Below are 15,572 nucleotides of genomic sequence, written 5' to 3' on the forward strand. Positions count from 1 at the left end.
GTCCACCCGGTCCGGCAGTGTCTGGTGCGAGAAGGCCCAGGACAGCTTGTCGGGGGGGGGGGGGGGGGCGCCCCCCGGGGGGGCCCCCCCCCTCCGGCACGTCCTGGGCGCCTAGGCGCCGGTGACCTCGACCGCGGCCAGGTTCTTCTTCCCGCGCCGCAGCACCAGCCACCGCCCGTGCAGCAGCTCCTCCTTCGCCGGGACGGCGTCCTCGGCGGTGACCTTCGCGTTGTTCACGTAGGCACCGCCCTCCTTGACCGTCCGGCGGGCGGCCGACTTGCTGGCCACCAGACCGACCTCGGCGAACAGGTCCACCACCGGACCCAGCTCGGCGACCCGGACGTGCGGCACCTCCGACAGCGCGGCCGCCAGCGTCCGCTCGTCCAGCTCGGCCAGCTCACCCTGGCCGAACAGGGCCCGGGACGCGGCGATCACGGCGGCCGTCTGGTCGGCGCCGTGCACCAGCGTCGTCAGCTCCTCGGCCAGCGCGCGCTGCGCGGCGCGGGCCTGCGGACGCTCCTCGGTCTGCCGCTCCAGCTCCTCCAGCTCCTCACGGGACCTGAAGGACAGGATGCGCATGTACTTCGAGATGTCCCGGTCGTCCACGTTCAGCCAGAACTGGTAGAACGCGTACGGCGTCGTCATCTCCGGGTCGAGCCAGACGGCCCCGCCCTCGGTCTTGCCGAACTTGGTGCCGTCCGCCTTGGTCATCAGCGGGGTCGCCAGGGCGTGCGCCTCGGCGTCCGGCTCCAGCCGGTGGATCAGGTCGAGCCCGGCCGTGAGGTTGCCCCACTGGTCGCTGCCGCCCTGCTGGAGCGTGCAGCCGTACCGCCGGTACAGCTGCAGGAAGTCCATGCCCTGCAGGATCTGGTAGCTGAACTCGGTGTAGCTGATGCCCTGGTCGGACTCCAGGCGGCGGGCCACGGAGTCCTTGGTCAGCATCTTGTTGACGCGGAAGTGCTTGCCGATGTCCCGCAGGAACTCGATCGCGGAGAGGCCCGCGGTCCAGTCGAGGTTGTTCACCATGACCGCCGCGTTCTCGCCCTCGAAGGACAGGAACGGCTCGATCTGGCCGCGCAGCCTGCCGACCCAGCCGGCCACCGTCTCCGGGTCGTTCAGCGTGCGCTCGGCGGTGGGGCGCGGGTCGCCGATCAGGCCCGTCGCGCCGCCGACCAGCGCCAGCGGCCGGTGCCCGGCCTGCTGGAGCCGGCGCACGGTGAGCACCTGCACCAGATGCCCCACGTGCAGCGACGGCGCCGTCGGGTCGAAGCCGCAATAGAACGTGACGGGACCGTCCGCGAGCGCCTTGCGCAAGGCGTCCTCGTCGGTGGACAGGGCGAACAGCCCACGCCACTTCAGCTCGTCGACGATGTCCGTCACGGTTCTCGTGTCTCCTCGGTGATCGTGGGGCGGTCGGGTGACAGCCGCCTACGAGGTTATACGCCCTGGCTGACAGAGCTCATGTTGAAATCGGGGATCCGCAGCGCGGGCATCGCGGCCCTGGTGAACCAGTCGCTCCACTCGCGCGGCAGCGTCTTCTCGGTGCGCCCGGCCTCCACCGCCCGGCCGAGCAGGTCCACCGGCGACTCGTTGAACCGGAAGTTGTTCACCTGCCCGGTCACCTCGCCGTTCTCCACGAGGTAGACGCCGTCCCGGGTCAGCCCGGTGAGCAGCAGCGTCGCCGGGTCCACCTCGCGGATGTACCACAGGCAGGTCAGCAGCAGCCCGCGCTCGGTGTCCGCGACCATGTCCTCCAGCGAGCGGTCCCGGCCGCCGTCCAGGATCAGGTTGCCGGGCGCCGGGGCGACCGGCAGCCCGGTCAGGCCCGCGCTGTGCCGGGTGGTGGTCAGGTGCCTGAGCACACCCTCGTGGATCCAGTCGGTGGGCCGCACCGGCAGCCCGTTGTCGAACACGGACTGGTCGCCGCCGGAGGAGTGGGCGACCACGAAGGGCGCGCACTCGAGGCCCGGCTCGTTCGGGTCGCTGCGCAGCGACAGCGGCAGCTCGCTCAGCCGGTCGCCGACCCGGGTGCCGCCGCCCGGCCGGGAGAACACCGTCCGGCCCTCGGCCGCGTCCCGGCCGGAGCCCGACCAGAGCTGGTAGATGAGCAGGTCCGCGACCGCGGTCGGCGGCAGCAGCGTCTCGTACCGGCCCGCCGGCAGCTCCACCCGCCGCTCGGCCCAGCCGAGGCGCACGGCCAGCTCGGCGTCCAGGGCGCCGGGGTCGACGTCCTTGAAGTCCCGGGTGGACCGGCCCGCCCACGCCGAGCGGGTGCGGTCCGGGGACTTGGCGTTCAGCTCCAGCGTGCCGGTGGGCTGGTCGTGCCGCAGGCGCAGCCCGGTGGACGTGCCGACGTACGTCGAGACCAGCTCGTGGTTGGCGAAGCCGTACAGCTCGCGGCCCCCGGCACGCGCGCGTGCGAAGGCCTCGCCGAGCGCGGGCGCGAAGTCCGCGAAGGCGGCGGAGGAGGTCTCGGCGGGCGCGTCGGTGAAGTCCGGGGACTCCGGGACACCGCCGACCAGCGGCTGGGCGTCCTCCGCGGGACCGGCACCGCGCGCGGCGGCCTCGGCGGCCCGCACCAGCGGCTCCAGTTCCTCGGCGGTCACGGCGGACCGCGAGACGACTCCGGCGGCGGTGCCCTCCTGCCCGTCCACGGTCGCGATCACCGTCAGCGTCCGGCCGCGCGTGACACCGTTCGTGGTGAGCGCGTTGCCCGCCCAGCGCAGGTTGGCGGTGGAGTGCTCGTCGGCGATGACGACACAGCCGTCGGCCCGGGACAGCGCCAGTGCCTGCTCGACGACCTCGTGCGGCTTGTGGGTACGGGCGCTCATCGACCGGCCTCCTGCGTGGTGTTCAGAATGTTGACGCCCTTGAACAGGGCGGAGGGGCACCCGTGGGACACGGCGGCGACCTGGCCCGGCTGCGCCTTGCCGCAGTTGAAGGCGCCGCCCAGCACATACGTCCCCGGGCCGCCGACGGCCGCCATCGAGCCCCAGAAGTCGGTGGTCGTGGCCTGGTAGGCGACGTCCTTGAGCTGCCCGGTGATCCGCCCGTTCTCGATCCGGAAGAAGCGCTGCCCGGTGAACTGGAAGTTGTACCGCTGCATGTCGATCGACCAGGACCGGTCGCCGACCACGTAGATGCCCCGGTCGACGCCGCCGATCAGGTCCTCGGTGGACATCCCGGCCGGGTCCGGCCGCAGCGACACGTTGGCCATGCGCTGCACCGGGACGTGGCCGGGGGAGTCGGCGAACGCGCACCCGTTGGACCGCTCGAACCCGGTCAGCCGCGCGATCCTGCGGTCCAGCTGGTAGCCGACGAGCGTGCCGTCCTTCACCAGGTCCCAGGACTGCGCCTCGACGCCCTCGTCGTCGTAGCCGACGGTCGCCAGGCCGTGGTCGGCGGTGCGGTCGCCGGTGACGTTCATCAGCTCGGAGCCGTACTTCAGCTTGCCGAGCTGGTCGAAGGTGGCGAAGGAGGTGCCGGCGTAGGCGGCCTCGTAGCCGAGCGCCCGGTCCAGCTCGGTGGCGTGCCCGATGGACTCGTGGATGGTCAGCCACAGGTTGGACGGGTCGACCACCAGGTCGTACAGACCCGGCTCCACGCTCGGCGCCCGCATCTTCTCGGCCAGCAGCTCCGGGATGCGCTCCAGCTCGCCGTCCCAGTCCCAGCCGGTCCCGGTCAGGTACTCCCAGCCGCGCCCGGCCGGCGGCGCGATGGTCCGCATCGAGTCGAACTCACCGCTCGACTCGTCCACCGAGACCGCCGTGAGCTGCGGGTGCAGCCGCACCCGCTGCTGGGTGGTCACGGTCCCGGCCGTGTCCGCGTAGAACTTGTTCTCGTGCACGGTGAGCAGCGAGGCGTCCACGTGGTTCACGCCGTTCGCCGCCAGCAGCCGCGAGCTCCACTCCGCGAGCAGTGCGGCCTTCTCCTCGTCCGGCACCGAGAACGGGTCGATCTCGTACGACGAGATCCACGTCCGGTCGGCGTGCACCGGCTCGTCGGCCAGCTCCACCCGCTCCTCGGACCCCGCCGCCCTGATCACCTGCGCGGACAGCTTCGCCATCGCCACCGCCTGCGAGGCGACCTTGGCGGCCGCGTCCAGGGTCAGGTCGACCCCGGACGCGAAGCCCCACGTGCCGCCGTGCACGACCCGGACCGCGTACCCGAGGTCGGTGGTGTCCGACGAACCCGCCGGCTTGGCGTCCCGCAGCCGCCAGGACGCGCTGCGCACCCGCTCGAACCGGAAGTCCGCGTGCTCGGCCCCGAGCGCCCGCGCACGCGCGAGCGCGGCGTCGGCGAGGGACCTTAGCGGAAGCGCCAGGAAAGTCGGATCGATGCCGTGTGCCACAGGAGGCTCTCCCCCAAGTCGTCGGGTTCTCTTCGGCGCCCGTGAATGTCCAACAGGTGGACGCATCAGAGCAGTATGGCGTGCGAGACGTCCGAACGCCTGCGCGGCAGTCGTGGGAGCGTCCGCGGAATCACCGCTGGGATTGCCCCAGTCACATACCCAGCGTCACGACGTGGTGGCATCATGACGCCATGCAAGGGTGGGGAACGGGCTTTCGTGTCTGGCTGTCGTCGCTGGACGAGCCGGAGATACGCAGCTTGTTGACGTGGCACCAGTGTCTGCGGAATCAGTCCTGTGGCTGCCGTCAGGAGAGTCGCAGCCGCGCGCCGATCACACGGCGCGAGGTGAACAGCTTCCGCGTGTGGATCACCCGTGCGAAGCAACCGCAGCTGGTTTCCGTCGCCAGATGCGGGCTGGCCTGGGCCTGCCGTGCGCTGATCGACGAGTACGGCTGTCCCGTCGCGGTGGTCCAGGAGCCGACGATCCATCAGCTGCGGACCATGCTGGAAGTGCTGGAACCCCCGCTGGCCCGGTGTGCGTTGTACGGTCTGCTCTCCGCTGAGCCGGAGTCGTTGCCGGCCGGGCACATGGCGCGGGAGCACGCGGACACCCTGCAGGCGGCAGCGGACCTGCAGCCACCCTCGAACCCAGCCGAGACCCTAGGGAGAGTTGTGACGGTCACAGGGCCTTCGGTCGGCGACCAGGCGAACGAAGAGCGGGTGAACGGGGTGGCCGGATCTGGGGCCGAGGACGGGCAGCGGCCGGACGGGGCGATACGCCCGCTCGAGGGCCCTCTGGACGGCGGGCCGTCCCTGGACGCGGCGCTCACCGAACTCGAATCCCTCGGGCAGAAGTTGACGACCGCCCTGCGGACCGCGGCCGACGCTGTCGCAAGCGGTCGCAGGCCGGCCGAGCCCCGCAAGCTGGCTGAGTCACTGGCGATGTGGGCCGAGCGGCGTGACCGTGTCGCGGACCGGTCCGCTGACGCCGGTGTCGACTGGCCGGACGAGTCCGACTACGCGTGGCTGACCGCCGAGCGCGCGCGGTTGGAGGCGTCCCGTGCCGAACTGACGGCTCTGAGGGAAAGAGCGCACTCGTACGACGCGTTGATCGGCGCCGCCAAGGACCCGGACGAGGCGGCGATGCTCAGCATGCTGCGCGACCGGGTGGTCGCGCAGATCGACGAAGTCGCCAAGACGCTGGGCCAGAAGGGCACGGAGCCGCCGACGCCGGCCGAGCCGGAGGAAGCGGACGACGCCGTGGCCGCCGAGTCGTCGGCGGACCCCGAGGAAGACGCGCCGCTGCCGGCCGCGACACCGGAGAGGGGAGACGACGGCGAAAGCGGTACGGCCACGGGTGAGGACGAGCAGGAGGTACTCGCCCCGGCCGGCCCCATCCGACGGGTCGAGCCGGAGGCGACCGCTGACACCGCCGCGGAAGCCGCGAACGCCGGCACTCCTTCGGTGAGCCCCGCGGACGCACCGCCCGCGACGGCCGCGACCGTACCGGTCGATGACGGTGCCCGCGACGCGGAGGGCTCCGGCACCGGTGACGGCACCGACAGTGCCGGCCACAGCTCCGCCACGGTCGTCGAAGAAGCGGCACCGCACCCGACGCCCGAGGAGGACGAGCCGCAGGAGCAGAAGGCCGCGACCGATTTCGACCTCGTCGAACAGGAACCGTGGCCCGCCTCGGTGGCGGACGCCGACTGGGACGTGCAAGCGCCGTGGGAGACCGGTCAGGAACCGCCGGTGGTCCGGCTGGTTCGCGACGGACGGCTCGCCGAGGCTTACTGGATGACGGAAGCCTCGGCCGAGCCCGCCATGCGGGCCCAGGCCCTCGCCTTCGCCGCCGCGGCCTTCCGCTGCGCAACCGAGTCGGAAGCCACGGAGGTGCAGATTCTGCACGACATCGACCCCGCGGCGCTGGCCCCCGACCGCGACGCCTACGTCGTCGCCCTTGTCGCCGCCCTTCGCGCCGGACTGACGGCGTGCTGGCCGCATGTCCTGGTCAGTGACTTCGCCGCCCCTGCCGGGCTGGCCGCACCCTGGCAGGAACTGCTCACCGTACTCGTCGCGGCCGTTCGCAACGGACGGTTGTTCGATCCCGCCGCGCGACACGCCGACGACGTGCTGAACCAGGAGCACGACCTCGAAGAGGAACTCGGCGTGCAGGCGCGGCAGCTGCTCGACGGTCTCGCCCGGCGCAAGACGATGTACCAGCGTGCCACCCGCGTCCTGCAGTACCTGGTCGGCCCCATGGGCGAACTCGGCCTGGCTCTGCGGGACGTCATCCAATGGGTGGACAACGGCACGCAGCCCGCCGCCGGCTTCCGGGCACGCGCCGAACAACTGCGCAGCAGCGACGAGGTCGACCGCCTGATCGAGCAGACCGACAGCCGGTTCCGTACGCCGAAGCAGGCCAAGGAACCGATCACCGCCGGTGCCCTGCGCCAGCTGCACGCCGCCTGCCGTTCCGTGTCGGACCTGCTGACCAAGGCTGACGCTGTCGTCGCCAATCTGTCGCGGCCCTCCGGGCCCGGACAGTCCGGCATCCCGGAACTGGCCTCCGCGCGAAGGGACCTGCGGGACGTGGAAGCGCCGCCCGGCGTGGGCGGAGCAGCACTGCTGCTCCTGCACCAGTGGCTGGAGGGCGAGGTGCAGCCCACGGCGTCCGATGGCCGCCCTGGCGGGGACGGGGCGGAGCGCCGTCCCCCGGCCGACTGTCTGCTTGCACTGCCCGACGTGCCCCGCGACACCCACGGCCTGCCCGATCTGGACGACCCGCGCACGGCTCGGCGCATGGCCGCGCTGATGGCGCCCGCCGACACCGAACAGGCTCTGCGCCGCTACCTCAAGAGGGGCGACCTCCACCTGGCGCGCGCCCTGGTCGAAGCCGTGCGCCTCGACCGGAGCGGCTTCGGCGTCACGGACACCGAGTGGATGGGCGGGGCCGAGCGACGCCTGCAGCAGGCGGAGGAGAACTGGCGGGAGACCGTCCGTCGGCAGCACACCCGGGCGGCGGGTCTGCTCGCCCAGATGCGGACACTCAACCTGCTCGCCCCGGACCAGGAGCGCCATTTCACCGGTCGCCTGCAGGAGTTCGCGCACGGCGAGGAGGCCGGCCGGTACCGCTACGCCCTCGACCGGCTCGAAGGACTGGCCCAGGAACTGTCCCAGCTGGTGCAGGGCTCGACACGACGGCAGCGCCAGGAACTGGAGCAACTGCGGCTGGTCCAGGGCCGCCCGCTGAACCAGGCGGACTACGAACGCATCACCAAGCTCATCACCGAGGGCGACACGGTGACCGCCGAGGAGTTCCTGGCGCTCGCGCGGGGAGGGAAGTCCTTGCCCGAGCGGCCCGACGACGACGGCGCCGAACTGGCCGCCTTCGTCACGGGCCTGACCGGTCCGGGCGTCCCGCGGCCGGGCGGCGACGGAGTCGACGCCGAATGGTGGGCGACGGGATACGGCTCGGGCGGCGGGCTGACGGAGGCCGCGGACCTGGGCTTGCGTTCCTGGAAGGCGCTGTGCACCCGGCACGGGCGCAACAGTGAATGGCAACAGCATCTGCCGCGCGTGCTGCGGCTGCTGGGACTCGAACCCGCCAGCCAGCCCGTCGTCGAGACACGCACTCAGGGTGTGCGCCGGTTCAAGGTGAAGGCCAGGGTCGCCGAACGCACCGGCTACGTGGCCGCGCTCGGCTCCCAGGCCACGTCGTACACGATCCAGCTCATCTGGGAGGAGCAGCGGGCGAACGGCCCGCTCGCCCATCTGGAGGACGCCGACGTCGACGCGAACATCGTGCTGTACCTGCACCCGCTCGGCACCGAAGGGCGGCGCCGTCTGGCCGACGCGTCACGCTCCGGTGCCCAGCAGGCGCTGGTGGTGGACCCCGCGGTGGTCGGCTGGATGGCCGCCCGCGCCCCGGGCAGCTTCCGGGCGCTGCAGCGTGTCACCCTGCCCTGGGCCGCGTACAACCCGTACACGCCCTTCGTCGCGGGTCTGGTCCCGCCAGAGGTCTTCTACGGACGGGACGAGGAGATGCGCGAGGTCATGGACCCGCGTGGCGGCCTCTTCCTGTACGGAGGCCGGCAGCTCGGCAAGTCTGCCCTGCTGCGCAGGGTCGCCAGGATCTTCCCCAGCAGGTCGGACAACTACGTCGCGGTCTACCTGGATCTGCTGAAGTCGGAGATCGGCCAGGCCGAGGCGCCCGACAAGATCTGGAGCCTGCTCGCCGAGGAGCTCAAACGGCGGGGTGTGTTCAGCAACAAGGTGTCCGAACAGGCCGGCCCGGACGTCATAGCCCGTCGGCTCGGGGAATGGCTCGACGCGGACGAGTCGCGGCGGCTGCTCGTCCTCGCGGACGAGGCGGACGCCTTCCTGACAGCGGACTCGCGCAGGACGTTCAAGATGGGCGGCGAGTCGACGTTCCCGAACGTCAAGCGGTTCCAGCAGCTCCTGGAGCGCACGGACAGACGATTCAAGATCGTCTTCGCTGGTCTCCACCAGGTCCAGCGCTTCGGTGCCCTCTCCAACGTGTCCACCGTGCACGGCGGACCCGACGTCCTCGTGGGCCCCCTCAAGCAGCAGGCAGCGCTCAAGCTCGTCACCGAGCCCATGGCCGCGCTCGGCTACGCGTTCGAGCGCCCGGAGCTGGTTTGGCGCATCCTCGCCATCACCAACTACCAGGCGAACATCGTCCAGATCTTCTGCAGCGAGCTGGTGCGCACACTGCACTCGCGGCCCTACGTCGTGACGGACCGAGCCACGGCCATCACGGACCAGGACGTGCAGGAGGTCGCGGCGTCGGAGACACTGCGGCGCAGAATCGCCGAGCGCCTGCGGTTCACCATCAACCTCGAAGACCGCTATCGAGTGCTCGCGCTGGTCATCGCCCTGCGCAGCCTCGAGGACGGTTACCGCGGCGACTACAGCGCCAAGGAACTGCTGGACCTGGCCCGCGAGGCCTGGCCCGAGGGGTTCGAGGAGTGCGGCGTCCAGCAGGCCGAGATCTACCTCACCGAGATGGTCGGGCTCGGGTTGCTGATCCGCCTCGGTGACCGCGCACGCTTCGCCGTACGCAGCCCGAACGTCGTGAACATGCTCGGGACGCGTGAGGAACTGGAGGTGGAACTCCACGAGACGGAGTTCGGCCTGCCCTATGACTACAACCCGCGGGCCGCGCGGCGCATCCTCGGCCGCGAGCGCGCCACCGGGGTCCTGCTGTACAGCCCGTTGACCGAGGGGCAACTCCACGAGGCCGCGCAGCCTGGCGTCTCGGTGGTGTCGACGACCGAACTGCACCGACCCGAACTGGTACTGCGTGCTGTCGCCGCCTTCGCCGAGGGGCGCGGAGTGAAGGTCGTCCGCGCCGAGCCCGGCGCGGACCTCGGCTCCGTCCTGGGGGCCGCGGGGGCGGCCCGTTCACGGGCGGGCCATGTCGTCCTCGCCGACCTGCGAGGGAAGAGCGCTGAAGAGCTGAGCGAGGAGCTGCGACTCTGCGTCGACTTCGCCGGACCGGCAGCCGACGAACACGTCCCGCAGAACGAAGGACGCAAGGAGAAGCAGAGCCGCTCCATCCTCGTCCTGGCCGGAGCGGAGGCCGTCGGCGCTCTCAGGGCCAGTGACGCGGGCCGGCGCCTACGGGTACGGACCCTGCAGCCCCGGCGCTGGACGGCGGACTCCCTGCGGGCCTGGCCGGAGTGCCCGTTCGTCTCCCGCGAGGATCGTCGCAGGCTCACGGAGGCGACCTCGGGCTGGCCCTACTGGACGGAGATCGCGGTCGCGGACGTGTCGCTGCGGGGTGCGACCCTCGACGACGCCCTCGACCGCATCCGCACCTCCACGGTGCTGCCCGCCAACGTGACCGCCCACATCAGGCAGTCCGGGCTCAACGCGCGGGACCTCTCGCTGCTGGACATGTGGATCGCGTACGTCGAGGAGGGACAGGGCGTTCCCGTGGACGACGTCGAGGCGGCCACCGGCCTGTCGGCCCCGGAGACCCAGGAGTGGCTGGCCCACCTGGACCAGCTCGGAGTCATCGACGAGGTCGACAAGGGGATGGCGGTGGACCCGGTCACCTTCCGCGCCCTGCGGGTACGCGCCGCGGAGACCACGTGACCATGGGGCAGGACGGCAGCACGCTCCTCGCGCTGCCGGGGGTCAGGGGACAGATCGAGGCCATCGCAGCCGATCTCGAGGCCGGTCTGAACTGCCTGTGGCTGCTGCCGGACCATCTGGTCCAGACAGGAGACGCCGAGGAGCTGTTTCGGGCTGCCTTGCAGACCGCTCCGGACCGCCTGGACGTGCAGCCGCCGACGGTGCTGCCGATCCCCACGCCCCGGGGTCCTGGCACCGGCGAGCCGTCGGACCGGTCTCTGGCTCACCACGCGGTCCCCTGGGAGGAGCAGGAGGCCTGGGACGGCCTGCCCGACCTCGACTTCGACGGCGGGTACGACATCGGCTGGGACACGCCCGCGCCCGCGCGGACGACGACCTCACCCGTACGCGAGCATCCGGTTCCGGCACTGTTCGAACGGCTGGGCAAAGAGCTCGCCGTGAGTCCTGCGGAGGTCGTGGCACGGCTGACGGACCGGACAGGCCGCTGGCGGCCCGTGATCGGCCTACGGGCCTGGCGCGAACCGGAGGACACGGGGCAACCCGCGCCGGGCGGTCCCCAGGGCACCGGCAGGGGCGGTGCCGTCGAACGGCTCCTGCGTTCTCTCACCGCCGCGGTGAAGGACGCGGGCCTTCCGCCCCACGAACGTCCCCGACTGCTGGTCGTGTCGCGACTGAGGGATGTTCCCGAGACCCTGACCGACGAACTGGACCGGGACATCGCGACCGCGGCCGTGCACTGGTGGTGGGGCTCCGTGGGCCGCCTCGACACCGCCCTCGCTGTAGCGGCGGCCAGGCGTCCCGCCCCGGCCGGAACGCTCGAACAGCGCATCGTGGCGGCCGTACGCGACGAGGTGATCACTGAGCTGGCCGCGTTCGATCTCCCGCTCGCCCGTCGACTGACCGACACCTGGGACGGCACGGCGAGCCGGCTGGACCCGGCGCTGCGCTCCTGCCTGGACGCGGCGCTGATCACCCGGGCCGGGGCATGCCCCGACGCGCCCCAGGACGCCGGAACGCGCCGGCGCCCGGCATCCAGATTGCGTTCGGCCTGGTCCGAGGGGGTCGTCCAGTCGTGGGACGGCATGCTGCGCCGCCATCCGGCCGGCTGGTACACGGCCGACGGGACCGCCGCGCACCGCGGTACCAGGCCGATCGAGCTCACCGCACTCGTGGGACAGGCCCAGCAGCGGGTGGTGTCCCCCTGGATCGAGGAGACCCGGGATCAGCTGGCCCGGCTCGGAGTCAGATACGCGACCAAGCCTCTCGACACGGTCGTAGCGACTTACAGTCAGCGTCCCCCGGCCGGCTTCCGGGACCGTCCGGAGGAGGCCTTCCGGCAGCTGGAGGTGGGAACGCTGCTCGCGGCCCAGTACGACGGCGCACTCGCCTTTCCCGCCGAGGAAGAGGCCCTGCTGAAGGACCTGGTCAGGGTCAGGAACATCCTCGCTCACCGTGGAGCACTGCGTGACGACACCCTCGCCGCCTTCTGCACGGCCCTGATCCGGGCCCATCGGCGCTGGGCGAAACTGTAGGGACCCGACAGCGACGCACTTCAGCCACTGTCGGTGCCCGCTTCCCCACCGCAGGGGCGCTACCGATAGGTTTTCGATGAAGCCGCCTGTCATCGAGGTGTTCGGGCGGGTGTCGGACCGCTGCAGACCGCTATCGAAAGGGTGATCCGTTGAGCCGCTCGGTTCTCGTCACCGGAGGAAACCGGGGCATCGGCCTCGCCATCGCCCGCGCTTTCGCCGACGCCGGCGACAAGGTCGCGATCACGTACCGCTCGGGTGAGCCGCCGGCCGGCTTCCTCGCCGTCAGGTGCGACATCACCGACGCCGAGCAGGTGGAGCAGGCCTACAAGGAGATCGAGGACCAGCACGGTCCGGTCGAGGTCCTCGTCGCCAACGCCGGCGTCACCAAGGACCAGCTCCTGATGCGCATGTCCGAGGAGGACTTCACCTCGGTCATCGACACCAACCTCACCGGCACCTTCCGCGTCGTCAAGCGCGCCAACCGCGGGATGCTCCGCGCCAAGAAGGGCCGCGTCATACTGATCTCCTCGGTGGTCGGCCTGCTCGGCTCCGCGGGCCAGGCGAACTACGCCGCCTCCAAGGCCGCCCTGGTCGGCTTCTCGCGCTCCCTCGCCCGTGAGCTGGGTTCGCGCAACATCACCTTCAACGTCGTCGCGCCCGGTTTCGTCGACACCGACATGACCAAGGTGCTCACCGAGCAGCAGCGCGAGGGCATCGTCTCGCAGGTGCCGCTCGGCCGGTACGCGCAGCCGGAGGAGATCGCCGCGGCGGTGCGGTTCCTCGCCTCGGACGACGCCTCGTACATCACTGGAGCCGTCATCCCCGTAGACGGCGGACTGGGAATGGGTCACTGATCACCATGAGCGGAATCCTCGAGGGCAAGCGCGTCCTGATCACCGGTGTGCTGATGGAGTCGTCCATCGCCTTCCACACCGCCAAGCTGGCCCAGGAGCAGGGCGCGGAGATCATCCTCACCGCGTTCCCGCGTCCCACGCTCACCGAGCGCATCGCCCGGAAGCTGCCCAAGCCCACCAAGGTCATCGAGCTCGACGTCACCAACGACGAGCACCTCGGGCGCCTCGCGGACGTGGTCGGCGAGGAGCTCGGCGGCCTCGACGGTGTCGTCCACTCCATCGGCTTCGCCCCGCAGGACGCCCTCGGCGGCAACTTCCTGAACACGCCGTTCGAGTCGGTCGCCACCGCCATGCACGTCTCGGCGTACTCCCTGAAGTCGCTGACCATGGCCTGCCTGCCGCTGATGCAGAACGGCGGCTCGGTCGTCGGCCTCACCTTCGACGCCCAGTACGCCTGGCCGCAGTACGACTGGATGGGCCCGGCCAAGGCCGCCCTGGAGGCCACCAGCCGCTACATGGCCCGCGACCTGGGCAAGCAGAACATCCGCTGCAACCTGGTCTCGGCGGGCCCGATCGGCTCCATGGCCGCCAAGTCCATCCCGGGCTTCGCGGAGCTGGCGTCCGTCTGGGACAGCCGCGCGCCCCTGGAGTGGGACCTGAAGGACCCGGAGCCGGCCGGCCGCGGCGTCGTCGCCCTGCTGAGCGACTGGTTCCCGAAGACCACGGGCGAGATCGTCCACGTGGACGGCGGTCTGCACGCCATCGGCGCCTGATCCCGGCCCTGCCCCGACGCCCCGTTCCCCGCACCGCGCGGGAGCGGGGCGTCACTCGTTCGGCCCATCCGGCCGGGCGGTGCCCGGGGCCGGCGGCGCACTCTGGACTACGGGTTCACCCCGCGCATTCCCTCCGCAGCCCGGCCGAGGAGGTCCCCTTGTGCGCCTGTCCCGCAGCCTGGCCCCGGTGACCGTGGCCGTAGCCCTCGTCCTTTCACTGCCGTACGACGCGATGTCCCACGCGCGCGTGTCCGACGGCAAGCCGCCCGCGCCGCGCCTGTTCGGTGCCGCCTGCCGCACCGCCGTCCACGGCTCCCACGTCGTGGCCTACTGCCACAACCCCTACGTCGACACCGACCGGGTACGGCTGCACATCGAGTGCGCCCGCTGGTGGGACATCGACACCGACAGCGCCCCGGCGGACGCCGCGGCCGCCATGACCGTACGGCTGACCGGACGGTGCTGGAAGGAAGTCGGCTCGGCGTGGATCAGCCACCAGAAGGCGCGCTGAGCCGTCCCGGCCGGCACAGGAACGGGTAGCTCGCGGCCTGCGTCGCGGCGGCCTCGGCGTCGCCGGTGCGGATCGCGTCCACCAGCCGGGTGTGCTCCATGTACGTCTCCGGCGTCAGGTCGGCGCCGACGTCCGCGCGAAGCCAGTCCCGCAGCACCTCGCCCAGGTCGGCGTACATCGCCGTCATGACGTCGTTGTGGGAGGCGGCCACCACCGCCAGGTGGAAGGTCGCGTCGGCGGTCACGAACGCCTCCGCGTCGCCGGTCTCCCACGCCTCCTCGCGCCGCACCAGGAGCGCGTCGAGCTGCTTGAGGTCCTTCTCCGTACGCCGCTCGGCGGCCAGCCGGGCCGCCGCCGACTCCAGCGTCGAGCGCAGCTCGGCGATGTGCCGGGGGTCGGCGTCCGCGAACCGGCGGTGCATCACGCCCGCGAGCTCGCTCGTCGCCACCACGTACGTGCCCGAGCCCTGGCGGATGTCCAGCAGCCCGTTGTGCGCGAGCGCGCGGACGGCCTCGCGCACGGTGTTCCGGGCGACCCCGAGCTGTTCGACCAGCTCGGGCTCGGTCGGGATGCGGGAGCCGACCGGCCACTCGCCGGACGCGATCTGGTTGCGCAGCTCGGCGATGACCTGTTCGGACAGCGCCGACCGGCGCGGGTGGCTCAGGGGCATGGCACACCTTCGCACGCTGGGCGGGGGAGAAGTGACCCCGACATTGGACAACCAATCATCCCATGATTCTATGATGGCCGACATGGCTGGTGAGGAAACGCGGACCGTGGACACCCGTACGTCGATGCCTTCGACCGAACGCGGTGCCGCCACCGTCCCGCGCACAGACGAAACACCCCGCACGCGCGCGTGGGCGAACCGGCTCGTCGTGGTCGGCATCGTGCTGGCCGCGCTGAACCTCCGGCCGGCCATCACGAGCTTCGGCGCGCTCCTGGAGGAGGTGCGCGACGGGCTCGGCATGAGCGGCAGCGTGGCCGGACTGCTCACGTCCGTGCCCCCGCTCTGCTTCGCCGTCTTCGGTGTCACCGCGCCCCGGCTGGCCCGGCGCTTCGGACCGGCCGCCGTGGTGTGCGCCGGCATGGTCGCCATCGCCGCCGGCCTGCTGATACGGCCCTACGCGGGCGGCACGGCGGGCTTCCTGGCCGCGAGCGCGCTCGCCCTGATGGGCATCGCCGTCAGCAACGTGCTCATGCCCGTCATCGTCAAGCGCTGGTTCCCCGACCGGGTCGGCTCCATGACCGGCCTGTACTCCATGGCCCTGGCCCTCGGCACCTCCTCCGCCGCCGCGTTGACGGTGCCCGTCACCCACGCACTGGGCGGCGGCTGGCGGCCCGGCCTCGCCGTCTGGGCCGGGCTCGCGGCCGCCGCCGTACTGCCCTGGCTGCCGCTGGTGCGGGACCGGGGAGCCGCCCCCGGACC

10 protein-coding genes are annotated in these 15,572 nt (G+C 71.7%); 6 read left to right on the plus strand and 4 right to left on the minus strand.

The genetic code is table 11. The features are described from left to right. Window positions 1–111 precede the first annotated feature (111 nt). From tyrS to V7E45_RS27450, 3 genes are read right to left on the minus strand one after another with little or no spacing between them, the layout of a single operon-like run. Complete coding sequence (gene tyrS / locus V7E45_RS27440) at window positions 112–1,380, minus strand: tyrosine--tRNA ligase (RefSeq protein ID WP_333776886.1); 1,269 nt, start codon at window positions 1,378–1,380, stop codon at window positions 112–114. A 56-nt stretch (window positions 1,381–1,436) separates the two neighbouring features. Next, on the minus strand, window positions 1,437–2,831 hold the full coding sequence (locus tag V7E45_RS27445; RefSeq protein WP_333776887.1) for a metallopeptidase TldD-related protein: 1,395 nt from the start codon (window positions 2,829–2,831) through the stop codon (window positions 1,437–1,439). Next, window positions 2,828–4,351, minus strand: coding sequence for a TldD/PmbA family protein (locus V7E45_RS27450; RefSeq protein ID WP_333776888.1), 1,524 nt, complete (start codon window positions 4,349–4,351; stop codon window positions 2,828–2,830). Before V7E45_RS27450 ends, V7E45_RS27445 begins: the two co-directional genes overlap by 4 nt. A gap of 344 nt (window positions 4,352–4,695) precedes the next feature. On the opposite strand from V7E45_RS27450, the gene V7E45_RS27455 reads away from it, so the two are divergent. The 5 genes from V7E45_RS27455 to V7E45_RS27475 all read left to right on the plus strand — a co-directional run bounded on the left by V7E45_RS27455 (window position 4,696) and on the right by V7E45_RS27475 (window position 14,143). Continuing rightward, the gene (locus tag V7E45_RS27455) at window positions 4,696–10,473 is read left to right on the plus strand and encodes a hypothetical protein (protein WP_333776889.1); all 5,778 of its coding nucleotides are present in this window, start codon (window positions 4,696–4,698) and stop codon (window positions 10,471–10,473) included. Beyond that, window positions 10,470–12,005, plus strand: a complete 1,536-nt coding sequence (locus V7E45_RS27460) for a hypothetical protein (RefSeq protein ID WP_333776890.1) — start codon at window positions 10,470–10,472, stop codon at window positions 12,003–12,005. The genes V7E45_RS27455 and V7E45_RS27460 overlap by 4 nt, the downstream gene beginning before the upstream one ends. A gap of 149 nt (window positions 12,006–12,154) precedes the next feature. Then, a complete protein-coding gene (fabG, locus tag V7E45_RS27465; protein ID WP_020939180.1) occupies window positions 12,155–12,859 on the plus strand; it encodes a 3-oxoacyl-[acyl-carrier-protein] reductase in 705 nt (234 codons plus the stop codon). Window positions 12,860–12,864: 5 nt separating this feature from the next. Then, window positions 12,865–13,632 carry an enoyl-ACP reductase FabI gene (gene fabI / locus V7E45_RS27470; protein WP_020939179.1) on the plus strand — a complete coding sequence of 256 codons (768 nt, stop codon included), beginning with the start codon at window positions 12,865–12,867 and terminating at the stop codon, window positions 13,630–13,632. 160 nt (window positions 13,633–13,792) lie between these two features. Continuing rightward, window positions 13,793–14,143 carry a hypothetical protein gene (locus tag V7E45_RS27475; protein ID WP_333776892.1) on the plus strand — a complete coding sequence of 117 codons (351 nt, stop codon included), beginning with the start codon at window positions 13,793–13,795 and terminating at the stop codon, window positions 14,141–14,143. On the opposite strand, the gene V7E45_RS27480 is transcribed toward V7E45_RS27475, so the two are convergent. Then, complete coding sequence (locus V7E45_RS27480) at window positions 14,121–14,813, minus strand: FadR/GntR family transcriptional regulator (protein WP_333776893.1); 693 nt, start codon at window positions 14,811–14,813, stop codon at window positions 14,121–14,123. The genes V7E45_RS27475 and V7E45_RS27480 overlap by 23 nt on opposite strands. A gap of 124 nt (window positions 14,814–14,937) precedes the next feature. Here V7E45_RS27480 and V7E45_RS27485 point away from each other — a divergent pair. Next, a partial coding sequence (locus V7E45_RS27485; RefSeq protein WP_443056246.1) for an MFS transporter occupies window positions 14,938–15,572 on the plus strand: 635 nt, incomplete at its 3' end.

Origin of the sequence: Streptomyces sp. IBSBF 3136, from assembly GCF_036815105.1 — a bacterium.
Classification (GTDB): Bacteria; Actinomycetota; Actinomycetes; order Streptomycetales; family Streptomycetaceae; genus Streptomyces.